The sequence below is a fragment of the Streptomyces sp. NPDC050535 genome, from assembly GCF_044457665.1.
Taxonomy (GTDB): domain Bacteria; phylum Actinomycetota; class Actinomycetes; order Streptomycetales; family Streptomycetaceae; genus Streptomyces.
Map to the genome: position 1 here is coordinate 138594 of NZ_JBITHE010000002.1, position 17462 is coordinate 156055.

A 17462-nucleotide genomic window follows, 5' to 3' on the forward strand; every position below is an offset into this window, starting at 1 on the left:
ACAGGAGGTAGTCAGCACATGGTCACCGTCGCCAGAATCCTGCTCCGCCGAGTCGCCCTGCTCGTACCGCTGATGCTCGGGATCGTCCTGTTCGTCTTCATCGTGATGCGGTTCTCGGACGTCGACCCGGCGTCCGCGTTCTTCCAGGGCGCCAATCCGACTCCGCAGCAACTGAACGAGTTCCGCGAGCGCAACGGACTCCTCGACCCCTTCCCGATCCGCTACTTCTCCTTCCTGGGCGACCTGTTGCACGGAGACCTGGGCACCAGCGCGCTGACCAGGGAGCCGGTGCTCCAGCAGATCACCACCGCGCTGCCGCTCACCCTCCAGCTCACCTTCCTGGGGCTCGGCATCGCGGTGGTCCTCTCGCTGCTCGGCGGGGTCACCGCCGCCATCTACCGCGACCGGCTGCCGGACCAGGTCATCCGGGTCGTCTCGCTGACCGGTGTCGCGGCACCCGGCTTCTGGCTGGCGCTGCTGATGATCCAGTACCTGGCCGTCGACCTGGGCTGGTTCCCGACCGGCGGCTACATCAACCCGGCCGACTCGCTGACCGGCTGGCTCAAGACCATGACGCTGCCCGCGCTCGCCCTCTCACTGCCGGTCGCCGCACAGCTCACCCGGATCGTACGGACCTCGGTGGTCGAGGAACTCGACAAGGACTACGTGCGGACGGCGATCGGCAGCGGTCTGCCCCCGCACGTGGTGGTCGGCCGCAACGTCCTGCGCAACGCCCTGATGAACCCGCTGACCGTGCTCGGGCTGCGCGTGGGCTATCTGCTCGGCGGGGCGGTCGTCATCGAGACGATCTTCTCGCTGCCCGGCATGGGCAAGCTGATGATCGACGCCGTGAAGAACGGTGACCCGGCGGTCGTGCAGGGCGTCGTCCTGACCACGGCCATCGGCTTCGTCGTCGTGAACCTCGCCATCGACATCCTGTACCTGCTGGTCAACCCGCGGCTGAGGGAGGCGACCTGATGTTCACGCCGTTCCATCGCAAACGTCTCACCGAGGTCCTGTCCCGCCCCGGCATCCGGCTGCGCGGCTGGCGCCGGCTGCCGCTGCTGTCCAGGATCGCCGTGTGCTTCCTGGTCCTGGTGGTCCTGGTCGCGGTGTTCGCGCCGCTGCTCGCCCCGGACGACCCGCTCGACCAGCAGACACTGGTCGGCGGCACCGGCGCCCCCTCCGCGAGCCACTGGATGGGGCAGGACAGCCTCGGCCGGGACATCATGAGCCGGCTGATGTACGGCGCCCGCTGGTCCCTCGCGATCGGCCTGGGCGCCACCTCCCTCGCCCTCGTCGTCGGAGCGCTCCTCGGCGCGGTCGCCGCGACCTCGCGCAAGGCGGTCGACGAGACGCTGATGCGCTGCCTGGACGTGGTCATGGCGTTCCCGGGCATCGCGCTGGCCGCCGTCCTGGTCGCCGTGTTCGGCGGCGGGATCACGGTGCTGATCTGCGCGATCGCCTTCCTGTTCACGCCGTCGGTGGCGAGGGTCGTACGGGCGAACGTCCTGGACCAGTACGGCGAGGACTACGTCACCGCCGAGCACGTCATCGGCGCCCGCACCCCGCACATCGTCATCAGGCACGTGGCCGTCAACTGCGCCGCGCCCATCCTGGTGTTCTGCACCGTGCAGGTCGCCGAGGCCATCGTCTTCGAGGCCTCGCTGTCCTTCATCGGCGCGGGCGTCCGGCCCCCGGACCCTTCCTGGGGCAGCGTCATCGCGGACGGCAAGAACATGGTGCTGACCGGCGGCTGGTGGGCCACGGTCTTCCCGGGCCTGCTGATGCTGGTCACCGTGCTGTCGCTGAACATCCTCTCCGAGGGCGTCTCGGACGCGTGGGCCGCGCCCGCCGCCCGGGACGTACCGGCACGCGACGCGAAGGACCGTCTTGAGGCCCCCGAGCCCGGCAGCGGGGAGGTCCTGGCCCTGCCGGGACTCACCGAGGCCGCGCGGCGGCTCCGCGACCGGGCCCGCCCCCTTCCCGAGGGTGCCCTGCCCGTCCTGGCCGTCGAGAACCTGGCCATCGGCTTCGACGCCCGCCACGGGGGTGTGGACATCGTCGACGGCATCTCCTTCGAGGTGCGGCCGGGTGAAGTGCTCGGGCTGGTGGGCGAGTCCGGCTGCGGCAAGTCGCTGACCGCGCTGACGCTGATGGGCCTGGAGCCGAAGGGCGCCCGGGTCCGGGGCCATGTCCGCTTCAACCAGCGGCAGTTGGTCGGCGAGCCGATGCGCGTACGGCGCCGGCTGCTCGGCCACGAGATGGCGATGATCTACCAGGACGCGCTGTCGTCCCTGAACCCGGCGATGACGATCAAGGCACAGCTCAAGCAGGTCGTACGACGGGGAGGCAGGCGCACTCCGGCGGAACTGCTGGAGCTGGTCGGCCTCGATCCCGAACGCACCCTGCGCAGCTACCCCCACGAGCTCTCCGGCGGCCAGCGCCAGCGCGTCCTGATCGCGATGGCGCTGTCCCGCGACCCCAAGCTGATCGTCGCCGACGAACCGACCACGGCTCTCGACGTGACGGTCCAGGCCCAGGTCATGGAGCTGCTGCTGCGACTGCGCGCCGAACTGGACTTCGCGCTGATCCTCGTCTCGCACGACCTGGCGCTGATCTCGGCGGTCACCGACCGGGTGGTCGTCATGTACGGCGGCCAGATCGTCGAGACGGGGGTCACCGCCGACCTCGTGGAGGAACCGGCCCACCACTACACGCGCGGCCTGCTCGGCAGCGTCCTGTCGCTGGAGACGGCGGCCGAACGGATGACGCAGATCAAGGGCGTCGTGCCCTCCCCCGCGGACTTCCCGGCGGGCTGCCGGTTCGCCGACCGCTGCCCGATGGCGAGCGAGCGGTGCCGTGAATCGCCGCCCGACCTGCTGGGCAACCGCTACCACCTCACCGCCTGCCACCATCCGGCGATCGACCTGACGCCGGAACCGACCGGAAGCGAGGTCGTGAATTGAACGCGCCGACAGGCGAAGGCGGGCCTCCATCGATGGACAAGCCGACCGGCCGAAGCGGGGCCCCGTCCGGGAACGGGAACGCCCTGCTGACGCTCGCCGACGCTCATGTCGTCCACAAGGCCCGCACCGGCGGCCTGTTCGCCCGCGACCGGGTGTACGCACTGACCGGCGCCGACCTTTCGATCGCGCCCGGCGAGACGGTCGGTGTCGTCGGCGAGTCCGGCTGTGGCAAGTCGACGCTCGCCAAGGTGCTGGTGGGGGTGCAACGGCCGACGTCCGGCACGGTGATGTTCGGCGGCCGGGACCTCTGGTCGCTGAGCCCCACCGAACGGCGCAGAGCCGTCGGCGGCAGCACTGGCATGATCTTCCAGGACCCGTCGACCGCCCTGAACCGGCGCCTGACGATCCGGCAGATCCTGCGGGACCCGCTGGACGTCCACAAGCGCGGTACGCCGGCACAGCGCGAGGAACGGGTCAGGGAGCTGATGGAACTGGTCGGCCTGCCCCGCGTACTGGCCGACGGCCTGCCGGGCCAGCTCTCCGGCGGCCAGCGCCAGCGCGTGGCCATCGCCCGCGCGCTGGCCCTGGACCCCGACCTGGTCGTGGCCGACGAGCCGACGAGCGCGCTGGACGTGTCGGTCCGCGCCCAGATCCTCAATCTCCTCCTCGACCTCAAGGAACGCCTGGGCCTGGCCCTCGTGTTCGTCTCGCACGACATCCAGACGGTACGCAGGATGAGCGACCGGGTGATCACGATGTACCTCGGCCGGATCGTGGAGGAGTCACCGGCCCGCGAGGTCACCGACAGTTCCCGGCACCCCTACACCCGCGCCCTCTTCTCGGCCACCCCCGGCCTCCTGGACCCCATCGACCCGATTCCCCTGGTGGGCCCCGTCCCCTCGGCCACCCGTCCGCCGTCCGGCTGCCCGTTCCGTACTCGCTGCTGGAAGGCGGACGAGGAGTGCGCCCGGGCCATGCCGGACTTCACGGCCGCGTCGCGCGCCGATCACCGCTACCGGTGCCACCATCCTGTGGAGGAGGGCCAGTCGACGCGTGACCTGGTCGCGCAGGCGCTGTCCGCCGCGCCGGCCGCCGCCACGGCCGACGTCCCGTTCCAGTAGCACCCAGGGAGCCTGCATGACCATCCCCGCCCTGCTGACCGGTGTCGTCCCGCCCGTCTGCACGCCCCTGACGCCGGACCGCGAGGTGGACGTCCGCTCGCTCATCAGGCTGGTGGACCACCTGGTGGAGGGCGGGGTGCACGGCCTGTTCGTGCTCGGTTCGTCGTCGGAGGCCGCGTATCTGACGGACGCTCACCGGCGGCTCGTGGTCTCCACGGTGGTCTCGCACGTCGGCGGTCAGCTCCCCGTCCTCGCCGGGGCGATCGACATGACGACGCCGCGCGTACTCGACCACATCGGGTACGTGACCGCGGCGGGCGCCGACGCGGTCGTGGTGACCGCCCCCTTCTACACCCGCACCCATCCCGCCGAGATCGCCCGCCACTTCCGGGTCCTCGGCGCCCGGTCGTCCGTGCCGGTCTTCGCCTACGACCTGCCGATGTCCGTCCACACCAAGCTCAGCCCGGAACTGATCCTCGAACTGGCCGCCGACGGCGCCCTCGCCGGCCTCAAGGACTCCAGCGGGGACCTCGCGTGCTTCCGCTCCGTCGTCATCGGCGCCCGCACCCACCCCTCCGTCACCGCCTTCAGCGTGCTGACCGGCTCCGAACTCGTCGTCGACTCCGCACTCGCCCTCGGGGCCGACGGGGTCGTGCCCGGGCTCGCCAACGTCGACCCCGAGGGGTACGTACGGCTCTACCAGCACTCCCGGAACGGCGACTGGGGGCGCGCTCGGGCCGAGCAGGAGCGGCTGTGCGCGTTGTTCGGGATGGTGGGGGTGGGTGATCCCGCCCGGATGGGGGGCAGCTCGGCCGGGCTCGGGGCGTTCAAGGCGGCCCTGTACCTCCGGGGGGTCATCGACTGCCCCGTCACGGCGGAGCCGCAGATCGCGCTGTCGGAGGCGGAGGTCGAGCGGGTGGGGAAGTACCTGGCGGCGGCGGGGCTGCTGTAGTGGTTCTTCGCCCCCGCCGCCCCTACCCGTCCCTTGTACCTGGGCCTCCGCCCCAGACCCCGCTCCTCAAACGCCGGAGGGGCTATTTCCAGCCCGTCCGGCGATTGAGGACGAGCGCGTCAGCGCGAAGCGGGGTCTGGGGGCGCAGCCCCCAGGAACGGGACGGGTAGGGGCGGAGGGGGCGAAAAACACCCCCTACCCCCGCAGGTCGGCGACCCGCACCCGCCGGAACTCGATCCGTTCGTACGTCCCCGAGACCCCCGTCTCGTACAGCACTCCCACCCGACTCGTCCCGAGCTGCACGAGATCGGAGTACGCGGCCGGCGCCGAGGAGAGCACGCTCGCCCTGGCGAACGTCACCCCCGCATCCACACTCCGCCAGACAGCCATCGCCCGCCGAGCGGTGGGAACGGACGGCCCGGAGAACAGCAGCGCCCCCGCGGATCCCCGCAGTTGAAGAACGCTGCCCTGCACGACCGGCACGTCGTCCAGCGTGTGCTGCACCGCGTACGGCCGGTCAAGGCTCTCGCCCCCGTCACCGGAGTAGGAGTCGAGCCGGTTCCCGGCACTCGTACCGTTCTGGTCACGCGAGCTGAAGTACAGCCGCCCGTCGGGAAGTTCGGCGGCGACACTCTCGTTCGCGTTGTCGACCCCGTCGTACGAGTCGTCGACGAACCCGAGCCGCCAGCTCAGCCCTCCGTCATCGCTGTAGATCGCGTGGGCGCCGTAGTACCTGGGCTCCTGCCCGGTGTCACCGGAGCCGGCCGGCGGCGCGGCGGAGTGGTTGGCGGCGACCACGAGCCGCCCGGCGTGCGGACCGCGCCGCAGGGCGATCGCGTGGCCGGGCCCGGTGGCGTACCAACGCCAGTTCGGCAGCTTCACCTCGGCCGTGATGTCGCGGGGGTCGGAGAAACTGAGCCCGTCGTCACCGCTCGTCTGTACGAAGACGCGGCGGCTCTGCGCCGCCGTGACCTCGCCCCGCATGATCTGCCCCTCGGTCACCGACCCGCTGTTGTACGAGGTGACCAGCACGATCCGCCCGGTCTCCGGGTCCACGACCGGCGCCGGGTTGCCCCGGGTGTCGCCGTCCCCGGACGCGACGACCCGCAGCGCGCCCCAGGTGCAGCCGTTGTCGTAGGAACGTCTGACGACGACGTCGATGCTGCCTGAGTCGCCCGCGCCGCCGAGTCGCCCCTCGGCGAAGGCGAGCAGCGTGCGGGCCGGCGTCGTGATCGTGGCCGGGATCCGGTAGGTGTCGTAGCCGCCCCGGCCCGCGGTGAACGGCACGGAGGAGGCGCAGTCCCGCGAGGGCAGCGGGTCGGCGGACGCACTGCCGGGACCGGCGACGGCCGCCAGGAGCACGGTGGCTGCCGCGAACGCGGCCCTACGACTCATGACGGTCATGGCACTCCCTGGACGGCGCCGAACGGCGGACGGCGAACACGGAACGACCAACGAGGGACGGCGGAGGAAGAGACGGCGAACGAGGGACGTGGCCGAGGGACATGGGACGTACGGTCACCGGTGCTTCCCGGGAAGTACCGGTGAGCACCGGGGCCTCAGGAAGGTGTGCGGGCCGCCGCCAGCAGTCGCGTCACGTCGTCCGCGCAGATCGTCAGCGCCGCGCCCACCGTCGCCAGGACATCCCGCTCGGCGGGCGTGTAGGGCCCGTCGGCCAGCGCGATCCGCGCCCCTTGGAGGAGGATCGCCTCCCGGCCGGTGGGCGCGAGGTGCGGGGCCAGCGGGTCCAGGGCCTCGTGGAGCTCTATGGCCAGACTCGCGCCGCACGGCTCCCCGAAGACCCGCCCGGTGTCCGCGGCGAGCGCCTCGACGAGGGCGCCGAGCTGATCCTCCGTGCAGTCGTCGAAGCCGGCCGAGCGGACGGCCGAGGCGGCGGTCTCCAGGGACGTACGGGCGCAGTTGCCGCTTGTGGCGAGCACGGCGAGGGCGACCGTGTGGACGGCGTCGCGGAGCATCGCGGAGAAGCGGGTGGTGGTGGGGTGGTCGAGGACGTCGGCGCCGTAGTGCTGACCGCAGGCGGCGCATTCGACGACGGGCCCGGTCTCGCCGCGCGGGAGAACGGGAACGCCGAGGCAGGTGAACCGGCGCCGGCCGACGAGCCGTTGGAAGTTGCGGTCGCCTCCGCAGCCCGGGCAGAAGAACTCACCGTCGCCGACGGTCGTCCACGCCGTACGGAAGCCCAGGATCCGGGAAACCGGAGCTGCCCGACCGTTTCGTCCCCATCCTGGCAGCACCGTCGCACACCTCCGTAACGCCCCGGCAACATCGCCGCGCTGGCGTGATGTTAGCCACATTGTTGAGGAAGAGTCAGTACCTCCGACGAGACCCACCCGTGACCCGCACACGGATTGGCCGGTAAACGACCCGGCCCCGTCCGCCTCATGAGGCGGACGGGGCCGGGAAAAAGCCAGGTGAACGGGGTCAGCGGTCCGCGCGGTTGACGGCGGAGACCACGGCCTTCAGCGAGGCACGTGTCGTATTCGAGTCGATCCCGATTCCCCACAGAACCTTGTCGCCGATAGCGCATTCGATGTAGGAGGCGGCCTGCGCGGAGGCACCCTCGCTCATCGTGTGCTCCTGGTAGTCCAGCAGCCGTACGTCGATGCCGATGGATTGCAGGGCGTCGAAGAACGCGGAGATCGGACCGTTGCCGGTACCGGTCAGGACGGCGTCCTCACCGTTCACCGAGGCTTCGACGGTCAGTGAGTCGACGCCGTCGCGGTCGGTCGTCGTCTGGCCCGTCTTGACCTGGACGCGGCCCCACGGGTTGCCGGAGTTCGGCAGGTACTCGTCCTGGAAGACCGACCAGATCTCCTGCGGGGTGACCTCGCCGCCCTCGGCGTCCGTCTTCGCCTGGATGAGCCTCGAGAACTCGATCTGCATCCGGCGCGGCAGGTCCAGCTTGTGCTCGTTCTTCAGGACGTACGCGATACCGCCCTTGCCCGACTGCGAGTTGACGCGGATGACCGCCTCGTAGGAGCGGCCGACGTCCTTCGGATCGATCGGCAGGTACGGGACCGCCCACTCGATGTCGTCGACGGTGACGCCCTTCGCGGCCGCGTCGGCCTCCATGGCGTCGAAGCCCTTCTTGATGGCGTCCTGGTGGGAGCCGGAGAAGGAGGTGTAGACGAGGTCGCCGACGTACGGGTGACGGGGGTGGACCTCCATCTGGTTGCAGTACTCGGCGGTGCGGCGGACGTCGTCGATGTTCGAGAAGTCGATCTGCGGGTCGACGCCCTGGGAGAACAGGTTCATGCCCAGGGTGACCAGGTCGACGTTGCCGGTGCGCTCACCCTGCCCGAACAGACAGCCCTCGATGCGGTCGGCGCCGGCCATCAGCGCCAGTTCGGCCGCCGCCACCGCCGTACCGCGGTCGTTGTGCGGGTGGACGGAGACGCAGACGTACTCGCGGCGGGAGAGGTTCCGCGACATCCACTCGAACCGGTCCGCGTGTGTGGAGGGGGTCGAACGCTCCACCGTGGCGGGCAGGTTGAGGATGATCTCGCGGTCCGGTCCGGGCTGCCAGACGTCCATGACGGCCTCGCAGACCTCCAGGGCGAAGTCCAGCTCGGTGTCGGTGAAGATCTCGGGGCTGTACTGGTAGCCGAACGTCGTCCGCTCGTCGAGCAGCTTCTCGGCGTACTCCATGACCAGCCGGGTGCCGTCGACGGCGATCTGCTTGATCTGGTCCTTGGAACCGCGGAAGACGACCCGGCGGAAGACCGGTGCGGTGGCGTTGTAGAGGTGGACGTTGGCGCGCCTGGCGCCGACCAGGGACTCCACGGTCCGCTCGATCAGGTCCTCGCGGGCCTGGGTCAGTACGGAGATCGTGACGTCGTCCGGGATCGCGCCCTCTTCCTCGATGATCGAGCGCACGAAGTCGAAGTCGGTCTGGCCGGAGGCCGGGAACCCGACCTCGATCTCCTTGTAGCCCATCTTCACCAGCAGGTCGAACATCTCGCGCTTGCGAGCGGGCGACATGGGGTCGATCAGGGCCTGGTTGCCGTCACGCAGGTCGGTGGAGAGCCAGCGGGGGGCGACGGTGATCCGGTTGTCCGGCCACGTACGGTCGGCGATGTCGACCTGGTCGTACGGGCGGTACTTGTGGACCGGCATGGAAGTGGACTGCTGGCGGTTCTGGCTGTTCGCCATGATGCGAGGGCTCCTCGTGGGTGTCCTGAAGGACGGCCGACGGCGCAACGCCAGACTCCGCGGGGAGGGGGTCGGCCTCGACTTACAGGCCCTCGCCGCGGCAGCTAAGGAGGAGCAGCCCGAAATGCATGATGCTCCGCATGCTAGTCGAGCCGCACCGGATGCGGGGGCCCGTATCACTATGCGGGACCGCCCGCACAAAAAGGGCAAAAAGTGTGCCATACCACTTCCCGACCGGTCCGGGAGGCCCTAATCATGGCATTTCACCAATCATGGTTGCCGGTAGTGACAGAGTCATGACTCAGTGCAAATGTGCCCGGCATGACCGCGAATCCGTCAGGCTTCGAGCCTGTCTTCTGCACCATCGTGCCGCCCCACGTCCTGGACACGCTGGCTCAGGCCGAGGACCCCGCGCTGGCCGGCCCCGCCCGCCGCACCCTGGAGCGCGACGCCCTGGAGCGCACCCACCGCCGGCTGACCACGGTCATCGGCGCGCCCGCGGTGGCCCCGGCCAGGGAGGCCGTCGAGGACCGGCCGCACCGCACGATCTACGACGCCCGCCACCGCACGGAACTGCCCGGCCGCAAGGTACGCCGCGAGGGCGACGAGCCCGGCAAGGACGCCACCGTCAACCGTGCCCACGCCGGTCTCGGCGCGACCTTCGAGCTGTACCTGAACGCCTACCGGCGCAACTCGATCAACGGCGAGGGCCTGCCGCTGGACGCGACCGTGCACTACGACGAGAGCTACAACAACGCCTTCTGGAACGGCGAGCAGATGGTGTTCGGCGACGGCGACGGCGAGATCTTCCTCGACTTCACCATCCCGGTCGACGTCATCGGCCACGAGCTGACCCACGGCGTCACCCAGTACACCGCGAACCTCACCTACTTCGGCCAGCCCGGCGCCCTCAACGAGTCCATGTCCGACGTCTTCGGCTCACTGATCAAGCAGTACACCCTCGGCCAGACCGCCGCCGAGGCCGACTGGCTGATCGGCGCGGGCCTGCTCGCCCCGCGCGTCACCGGCACCGCGCTGCGCTCCATGAAGGAGCCGGGCACGGCGTACGACGACGACGTCCTCGGCAAGGACCCGCAGCCCGCGACGATGGACGACTTCGTGAACACCGGCCGCGACAACGGCGGCGTGCACATCAACTCCGGCATCCCCAACCACGCCTTCTACCTGGCCGCCACCGCCCTCGGCGGCCACGCCTGGGAGCGGGCGGGCCAGATCTGGTACGACGTCCTCACCGGCGGCGAACTGGGCCAGCAGGCGCTGTTCACCGACTTCGCCGCGCTCACCATCGCCGCGGCCCGCGCCCGCTTCGGCGACGGCGCGGAACTCCAGGCCGTCCTGAAGGCGTGGGAACAGGTCGGGGTACCCGCCGCATAGCTCCGCGCCCCGACTCGTACTAGACAGGACCCATGCGTATTCAGGTAAGGCGCACGGGCGGATTCGCGGGCATCGAACGGCATGCCGAGGTGAACACCTCGGGACGCGCCGACGCCCACGAGTGGCACGCCCTGGCCGAGAAGGCGGTCACCGCCGGCCGGGGCGCGCCTCCCGTAGGCGTGCCCGACGGTTTCAGCTACCGGATCACGGTGGACGGAAGGACGGTGTACGCCGCGGATCCGAGACTGACTGAGGAACAACGGAGCCTTATTTCAAGGGTGTTGAAGGAGGGCGCGTAAAGGGCGGGGCGCAGCCCGAGGGCGTAGAGGGGCGCGCCCCGAGGAATCCGTAACTCGCGGTTCACGCGCCCCCGTTGACTTCGCTTACCGTGGGTAAGGATGATCGCGCGCATGGCGACGAGTCCTCTTCCGCAGTTCCCGCCCACCTTCCTCTGGGGCGTGTCCACTTCGGCCCACCAGATCGAGGGGGCCACCGACGAACGCGGCCCCTCGGTATGGGACACCTTCACCGCCGAACCGGGCCACGTGAAGGACGGCTCCACGGCCGAGGTGGCCTGCGACCACTACCACCGCTACCGCGAGGACGTCGCACTCCTGCGCGAGCTCGGCGTGGACGCGTACCGCTTCTCGATCTCCTGGCCCCGGGTGAACTCCCCCGGCGGCCTGGACTTCTACGACCGCCTGGTCGACGAACTCCGCGCGGCGGGCGTACGTCCGGTGCCGACCCTCTTCCACTGGGACCTGCCCGTCGGCCTCGACTGGCTGGACCGGTCGACGGCGGAGCGCTTCGCCGAGTACACGGCCCTCGTCGCCGCCCGCCTCGGTGACCGCGTCACGAAGTGGATCACCCTCAACGAACCCGCCGAACACACCCTGTTGGGCCACGCGCTGGGCGCGCACGCCCCCGGGAAGAAGCTGCTGTTCGACGCCCTGCCGGTGGCCCACCACCAGCTGTTGGCGCACGGTCTGGGCGTACAGGCCCTGCGCGCGGCCGGAGTCACCGACATCGGGATCGCCAACTCGCACGGGCCGACCTGGGCCGCGTCGGACAGCGCGGAGGACGTGGAGGCCGCCGACTTCTACGACCTGCTCCTCAACCGCCTGTTCGCGGACCCCCTCCTGCTGGGCCGGTACCCGGACGGCATCGCCGACCTGCTCCCCGGCGACATCGAGTCCGACCTGAAGATCATCGCGGAGCCGCTGGACTGGTACGGCGTCAACTACTACCAGCCGACCAGGGTGGGCGCCCCCCAGGGTTCGGAGATCGAGTTCAGCGGGCTGACGCTGCCCGCCGAACTCCCCTTCTCCGTAAGGGAACTGGAGGGCTACCCCGTCACGGACTTCGGCTGGCCGGTGGTTCCCGAGGCGCTGACCGAGCTGCTCACCGGCTTCCACGAGCGCTACGGCGACCGGCTGCCGCCCGTCGTCATCACCGAGAACGGCTGTAGTTACGAGGGGATAGACGACCAGGAGCGGATCGCGTTCCTGGACGGTCATGTGCGCGCGCTGCACCGGGCGTTGGAGGCAGGAGTCGACGTACGCGGCTACTTCGTGTGGTCGCTGCTCGACAACTTCGAGTGGGCGGAGGGGTACACGCGCCGCTTCGGCCTCGTGCACGTCGACTTCGGGACGCTGGAGCGGACCCCGAAGGCGTCGTACGGATGGCTGCGCGACGCGCTGCGGGGATCCCTGCGGGCCCGGAGATGAACCGCGGCCCCCGACCCCGGCCCCTCCCTGCCCCTGCCCCTGCTTCTGCCCCTGCCTCTGCCCCTGCCTCGACGGACGCGAGCGAGCCGCCGGCGGCACTGGCCGAGCCGGTCGAGAGGACCGGCCGGGACTGGTCCGCCTCGCTGTCGCCCGGCGACGGGGCCGTCGTCTCGCCGGCCCGCCGAAGGGCGCTCGTCCCGCCGGTCGCCGACCCGGTCTTCGGCGCGCCGTCCGAACGGGCCACCGCCCGCTGGGGCCGCGTACGCCGTGGACCGTCCCCAGCGGCGGGCGCTGTCCGGAACGCCGGCGGCCGGCTGAAGCCTGTTCCAGCCCAGGCCCTAGAGCGCTCCGGCGTCCCGGGCCGCCCAGACGGTCGGGAAGAGCGGTCGGAAGCCGAGGTCCCGGCGGATCTGCTCGGCGGACATGATCCCGAACCACGGGTCGGGGTCCGTTCGGGTGTGGGCCTCGGCGGGCATCTCGACCCCGTTGAGCCGGTGCAGCTCCCACGCCGTGACCGGGGCGTCGTCGGCGATGTTGTAGACGCGGCCGGCGACTCCCGGCGCGTGCAGGAGACGCAGCAGGCCCTGCGCGACATCCGCGTGGTGGGCCATCTGGAGCCGCTGGGACGCCGCCCATTTCCCGGCCCACATCAGGGACTGGGCCAGGTGCGGGTCGCCCTCGCCGTAGACGAAGGGGAGCCGGCCGATCCGTACGTCCATGCCCTCCAGCGCGAGCAGCTCCCGCTCGGCCTCGGCCTTCGACTCGGCGTAGGCGCCCCACATCTCGCCGCCGGGCCGGATCTCGTCGTCCTCGGTGAGCGGGCGGCCCCGCCCGACGCCGTACACGACCCCCGTGCTGACCTGCACGAACCGTCCCACCCCCGCGGCCAGCGCGGCGCGGCCGAGGTCCACGGCCGCGTCCCGGTTGATGGCCCACGCCTCCTCGTCCGGCACCCCGCGGAAGGACGCCGCGATGTTCACGACGGCGTCCACGCCGGCCACCGCCTTGCCGAGCGACTCCGCGTCCCGCAGATCCCCGACCACGACCTCGGCCCCCAGCTCGGCCGGCCGCTCGGCGCGCGCCGCGTCCCGCACCAGCACCCGCACCCGCTCCCCCGTCCGGGCCTGCGCCAGCAGCCTCGGCGCGAAGCGCCGGCCCACCTGTCCCGTCGTACCCGTCACCAGTGTCAACATGATCAGTTCCTCTCCGTCGGGTGCCACCAGACTCGGACGGGATCGCGCCGGCCGGGAGAGACGTGCCGATCAGGGGATCAGCACTCCCTGGATAAGACGGCCGTGTTCGGCGACGCTGGAAGGGTGAACCGACCCGAACTCGCCGACTTCCTGCGCCGTGGCCGTGCCCGCCTGGAGCCCTCCGACGTCGGGCTCACTGCGGGCGCGCGGCGCCGTACACCGGGCCTGCGGCGGGAGGAGGTGGCGGGGCTCGCCGGGATGTCCGTGGACTACTACACGCGGCTCGAGCAGTCGCGCGGCCCGCGCCCGTCACGGCAGATGCTGGGCGCGCTGGCGCGGGCGCTCCGGCTCAGCGGCGACGAGCGGGACCATCTCTTCCACCTGGTCGGCGAGGAGCCGCCGCGCTCCGACAGCGCGTCCGCCCACGTCCGGCCGGGGCTGCTGCTGATCCTGGACCGGCTGCACGACGCGCCCGCGCAGGTCATCACGGACTACGGCGACGTTCTCGCCCAGAACGCGATGGCGACGGCGCTGGCGGGCCCCGCGGGTACCGGCCGCAATATCGTGCGCCGCTTCTTCACCGACCCGCTGGCCCGCGACCTCTTCCCGCCCGAGGACCGCCGGGAGCTGGCCCGCTCCCATGTCGCCAACCTGCGGGCGGTCACCGCGGCCCGCCCCGACGATCCGGGCCCGGCCCGGCTGGTGGCCGAACTCCTCGCCACCAGCGAGGAGTTCGCCGAGCTGTGGGAGACACACGAGGTCGCGATACGGCGCGCCTCGGTCAAGCGTTTCCGGCATCCGACGGTCGGGCTGCTCGAACTCGACTGCGAGATCCTGCTCAGTTCGGGCCACGACCAGCAGCTCATCGTGCACACGGCCCGGCCGGGCACGGAGTCCCACCAACGGCTCCAACTGCTGCGTGTGGTGGGCGTGCAGGACCTGTCGCCGAGCCCGAGTGAGTCCTGAGGGCATTCCGAGGGTGCCGTGAGGGCGTTCCCCGGGTGCTCTGAGGGCGCCTTACGGACCGTGGAACCCGGCTTCCCGCAGCGGGTCCTAGAACCCCAGCTTCCGCAGCTGACGGGGGTCCCGCTGCCAGTCCTTGGCGACCTTCACATGGAGGTCGAGGAACACCGGCGTGCCGAGCAGTGCCTCGATCTGCTTGCGCGACTTGATGCCGACTTCCTTCAGCCGCTTGCCCTTGGGGCCGATGATGATGCCCTTCTGGCTGGGCCGCTCGATGTAGACGAAGGCGTGGATGTCGAGGAGCGGCTTGTCGGCGGGCCGGTCCTCGCGGGGCAGCATCTCCTCGACCACGACGGCGATGGAGTGCGGCAGTTCGTCCCGCACGCCTTCGAGCGCGGCCTCGCGGATCAGCTCCGCGACCATGACCTGCTCGGGCTCGTCGGTGAGGTCGCCCTCCGGGTACAGCGGGGGGCCCTCCGGCATCAGCGGGACGATCAGGTCCGCCAGCAGGTCCACCTGCTCGTCCCCGACCGCCGACACCGGCACGATCTCCGCCCACTCGAAGCCGAGCTCCCTGCCGAGCTGGTCGATGGCGATGAGCTGCTCGGCGAGCGTCTTGTTGTCGACGAGGTCGGTCTTCGTGACGATCGCGATCTTCGGCGTCTTCTTGATTGATGCCAGTTCCTTGGCGATGAACCGGTCACCGGGGCCGAGCTTCTCGTTCGCGGGCAGGCAGAAGCCGATGACGTCGACCTCGGCCCAGGTGGTCCGCACGATGTCGTTCAGCCGCTCGCCGAGCAGCGTGCGCGGCTTGTGGAGCCCGGGGGTGTCCACCAGGATCAGCTGCGCGTCGGGCCGGTGCACGATGCCGCGCACCGTGTGCCGCGTCGTCTGCGGCTGGTCCGCGGTGATCGCCACCTTCTGGCCGACCAGAGCGTTCGTCAGGGTGGACTTGCCCGCGTTGGGGCGGCCCACGAAGCAGGCGAAGCCGGCGCGGTGGGTGACCTCGGACGGCTCGGATGACTCGGTACGAACGCTCATGGCGCCCATTGTCCCTGATCATCGGAGCCCTGCCGTACGCCGAGGCCCCCTCTTTCGCCGTGAGGCCCCGCGCCGTGAACCGGAAGGGCGTCCTCACCTCCGTGCCGGAGGCCGACGTCCACCCGGTCGGCTCGGCTCCCGACGGACCGGCCCGGATCTTACGGCGCACCCCGGGACGGCCTACGATCACGGGGCCCGGGCCACGGCGGCCCCGGTCTCCTCTCCCCCCGCCCACCGCCCGGAAGGCCAAGGCCCAGGCATGAAGCTCATCACCGCGATCGTCAAGCCGTACCGCCTCGACGAGGTGAAGACCGCCCTCCAGGAACTCGGCGTGCACGGAATGACCGTCACGGAGGCCAGCGGGTACGGACGCCAGCGCGGCCACACCGAGGTGTACCGCGGCGCCGAGTACCAGGTCGACCTCGTCCCCAAGGTCCGTATCGAGGTCGTCGTCGACGACGCCGACGCCGACGCGGCCATCGACGCGGTCGTGGAGGCCGCGCGCACCGGCAAGATCGGCGACGGCAAGGTGTGGGCCGTGCCGGTGGAAACGGTGGTGCGGGTACGCACGGGCGAGCGCGGGCCCGACGCGCTCTGAGACAGCGGGACGCACGAGGACCGGCGCCGCTGCGCGCGGCGGCACCGGTCCTCGTGTCATGCGGTGTTACGCGTGCCGGTGCCTACTCGAACACGAACGGACCCGGGGACTGCGGAGCGTTCGCGTTGCAGGTGATGGGGATCCCGAAGACCACCAACTGCAGGGAGCCGCCGAAGGCCTCCAGACTGTCACCGGTGGCGACCGTGCCGTCCAGGGGTCCCACCTCGACCCCGCCGCCCGCCGGGATGGCCGGGTTCTTGGTGCCGCTGAAGACGGTGGTGCCGCCACTCGCCTTCACGAGGGTCAGGGTGGAGGTGACCGAGTCCTGGCCCAGCGCGATCGGGGTGGTGATCTCGGTGGAGGTGACCGTGATGGTCGCGGCCGTGCCGGTCTGCGTGGCCGTGAGGGTGGCCTCGCCGTCGCCGACGAGGCTGCACGTAGCGGTGATGGTGGCCGTCAGCGGGGTGACGGCCGCGGCGGTCGGCGCGAAGGCCAGACCGGTCGCGGCGAGGGTGCCTGCGGCCAGCGCCGCGGCGCTCCCGAGTCGCTTGCGAATCATCGTATTCCCTTCCCTTGTACGGGAATTGCCATGTGGGGATGGACGACGGTGCCGTCTCGCGCCAGGCACACGGACGCATCACCGGTACGCCGGTGAGGGTGCGGAGTCGATGTGTACGCGGGTCGGTCCACGAGCGGCGCGACGAATCTGACGGACCGTCGGAACTAGCGGTTCCATTGAGGCGCGAGCGGCTGGCGACCGCAAGGGACTCCCCCGGATTTCCTCCAGGGGTCAGCGAAAGTGGCCGAAGTTACCATGGGTAAGGCCAGTTCCCGCCGGTGCGGCGGGTGGGGACATCCGCGCGATACGGGGTCCCGGGGGCGCAGCCCCCGGATACCGGACGGCAGGGGGCGAAGAGCTCAGCCCGCCGCGATCCGGACGCGCACCGACCCGTCGGGCCCCGCCACCAACACCGGCGTGCCGGCCCCGCCGAGATCCCGGACGGCCGCCAGGTCCTCCGGCGTCGCGGTCTCCGCCTCGGTGACGACGGCCGCCGCCTCCAACGACTTCGCGCCCGACGCCACCGCCATCGCCACCGCGGTCCGCAGCGCGCTCAGCCGCAGCGAGGGCAGCTCCACACTCCCGGCGACGTACGTACGCCCCGTCTCGTCCCGCACGGCCGCACCCTCGGGCACGCCGTTACGGGCCCGGGCCGAACGGGCCAGGGTGACGATCTTGCGGTCCTCGGGATCGAGGGCGGAGTTCCCGGTCGCGGAGTTCTCGGTCATGGGCCGAGCTTATCGAGCCGTCCGGCCGGCGGTTTCGTACGCC

At 71.0% G+C, this 17462-nt stretch carries 16 protein-coding genes; 9 read left to right on the top strand and 7 right to left on the bottom strand.

What is annotated here, in order from left to right; translation table 11 throughout:
* The first annotated feature begins 18 nt into the window (after positions 1–18).
* Genes ACIBLC_RS05610 through ACIBLC_RS05625 form a run of 4 tightly spaced genes read left to right on the top strand, consistent with a single transcriptional unit; the run spans position 19 to position 5042 of the window.
* Positions 19–978 carry an ABC transporter permease gene (locus ACIBLC_RS05610; RefSeq protein ID WP_399209410.1) on the top strand — a complete coding sequence of 320 codons (960 nt, stop codon included), beginning with the start codon at positions 19–21 and terminating at the stop codon, positions 976–978.
* Positions 978–2969: a dipeptide/oligopeptide/nickel ABC transporter permease/ATP-binding protein gene (locus ACIBLC_RS05615; protein WP_399209411.1), complete on the top strand. Its 1992-nt coding sequence runs from the start codon at positions 978–980 to the stop codon at positions 2967–2969. Before ACIBLC_RS05610 ends, ACIBLC_RS05615 begins: the two co-directional genes overlap by 1 nt.
* A gap of 32 nt (positions 2970–3001) precedes the next feature.
* On the top strand, positions 3002–4090 hold the full coding sequence (locus ACIBLC_RS05620; protein WP_399209412.1) for an oligopeptide/dipeptide ABC transporter ATP-binding protein: 1089 nt from the start codon (positions 3002–3004) through the stop codon (positions 4088–4090).
* Between the two features lie 16 nt (positions 4091–4106).
* Positions 4107–5042, top strand: coding sequence for a dihydrodipicolinate synthase family protein (locus ACIBLC_RS05625; RefSeq protein WP_399209413.1), 936 nt, complete (start codon positions 4107–4109; stop codon positions 5040–5042).
* Between the two features lie 195 nt (positions 5043–5237).
* On the opposite strand, the gene ACIBLC_RS05630 is transcribed toward ACIBLC_RS05625, so the two are convergent.
* From ACIBLC_RS05630 to leuA, 3 genes are all read right to left on the bottom strand, one after another.
* Positions 5238–6446: an exo-alpha-sialidase gene (locus ACIBLC_RS05630; protein ID WP_399209415.1), complete on the bottom strand. Its 1209-nt coding sequence runs from the start codon at positions 6444–6446 to the stop codon at positions 5238–5240.
* Between the two features lie 155 nt (positions 6447–6601).
* Positions 6602–7297 carry a TerB family tellurite resistance protein gene (locus tag ACIBLC_RS05635; RefSeq protein ID WP_399209416.1) on the bottom strand — a complete coding sequence of 232 codons (696 nt, stop codon included), beginning with the start codon at positions 7295–7297 and terminating at the stop codon, positions 6602–6604.
* A gap of 187 nt (positions 7298–7484) precedes the next feature.
* On the bottom strand, positions 7485–9215 hold the full coding sequence (gene leuA, locus ACIBLC_RS05640; protein WP_399209417.1) for a 2-isopropylmalate synthase: 1731 nt from the start codon (positions 9213–9215) through the stop codon (positions 7485–7487).
* Positions 9216–9536: 321 nt separating this feature from the next.
* Here leuA and ACIBLC_RS05645 point away from each other — a divergent pair, with 321 nt between their 5' ends.
* From ACIBLC_RS05645 to ACIBLC_RS05655, 3 genes are all read left to right on the top strand, one after another.
* On the top strand, positions 9537–10610 hold the full coding sequence (locus ACIBLC_RS05645; protein ID WP_399209419.1) for a M4 family metallopeptidase: 1074 nt from the start codon (positions 9537–9539) through the stop codon (positions 10608–10610).
* Positions 10611–10642: 32 nt separating this feature from the next.
* Positions 10643–10909 (top strand): protealysin inhibitor emfourin, encoded by a 267-nt coding sequence (locus ACIBLC_RS05650; protein WP_399209421.1) that lies wholly within the window; start codon positions 10643–10645, stop codon positions 10907–10909.
* 99 nt (positions 10910–11008) lie between these two features.
* Positions 11009–12337, top strand: coding sequence for a GH1 family beta-glucosidase (locus ACIBLC_RS05655; protein WP_399209422.1), 1329 nt, complete (start codon positions 11009–11011; stop codon positions 12335–12337).
* A gap of 338 nt (positions 12338–12675) precedes the next feature.
* Here ACIBLC_RS05655 and ACIBLC_RS05660 read toward each other — a convergent pair whose 3' ends face one another.
* The gene (locus tag ACIBLC_RS05660; protein WP_399209423.1) at positions 12676–13530 is read right to left on the bottom strand and encodes an NAD-dependent epimerase/dehydratase family protein; all 855 of its coding nucleotides are present in this window, start codon (positions 13528–13530) and stop codon (positions 12676–12678) included.
* 123 nt (positions 13531–13653) lie between these two features.
* Between ACIBLC_RS05660 and ACIBLC_RS05665 the strand changes: the two genes are divergently transcribed.
* Positions 13654–14496 (top strand): helix-turn-helix transcriptional regulator, encoded by an 843-nt coding sequence (locus ACIBLC_RS05665; RefSeq protein ID WP_399209424.1) that lies wholly within the window; start codon positions 13654–13656, stop codon positions 14494–14496.
* An 87-nt stretch (positions 14497–14583) separates the two neighbouring features.
* On the opposite strand, the gene era is transcribed toward ACIBLC_RS05665, so the two are convergent.
* Positions 14584–15543 (bottom strand): GTPase Era, encoded by a 960-nt coding sequence (era, locus tag ACIBLC_RS05670; protein WP_399209425.1) that lies wholly within the window; start codon positions 15541–15543, stop codon positions 14584–14586.
* 250 nt (positions 15544–15793) lie between these two features.
* Here era and ACIBLC_RS05675 point away from each other — a divergent pair, with 250 nt between their 5' ends.
* Positions 15794–16132 carry a P-II family nitrogen regulator gene (locus ACIBLC_RS05675; RefSeq protein WP_399209426.1) on the top strand — a complete coding sequence of 113 codons (339 nt, stop codon included), beginning with the start codon at positions 15794–15796 and terminating at the stop codon, positions 16130–16132.
* Positions 16133–16214: 82 nt separating this feature from the next.
* Here the strand turns inward: ACIBLC_RS05675 and ACIBLC_RS05680 are convergent, their stop codons facing one another.
* Positions 16215–16691: a hypothetical protein gene (locus tag ACIBLC_RS05680; protein ID WP_399209427.1), complete on the bottom strand. Its 477-nt coding sequence runs from the start codon at positions 16689–16691 to the stop codon at positions 16215–16217.
* A 359-nt stretch (positions 16692–17050) separates the two neighbouring features.
* Positions 17051–17419: a cytidine deaminase gene (locus tag ACIBLC_RS05685; RefSeq protein ID WP_399209428.1), complete on the bottom strand. Its 369-nt coding sequence runs from the start codon at positions 17417–17419 to the stop codon at positions 17051–17053.
* Positions 17420–17462: the final 43 nt, after the last annotated feature.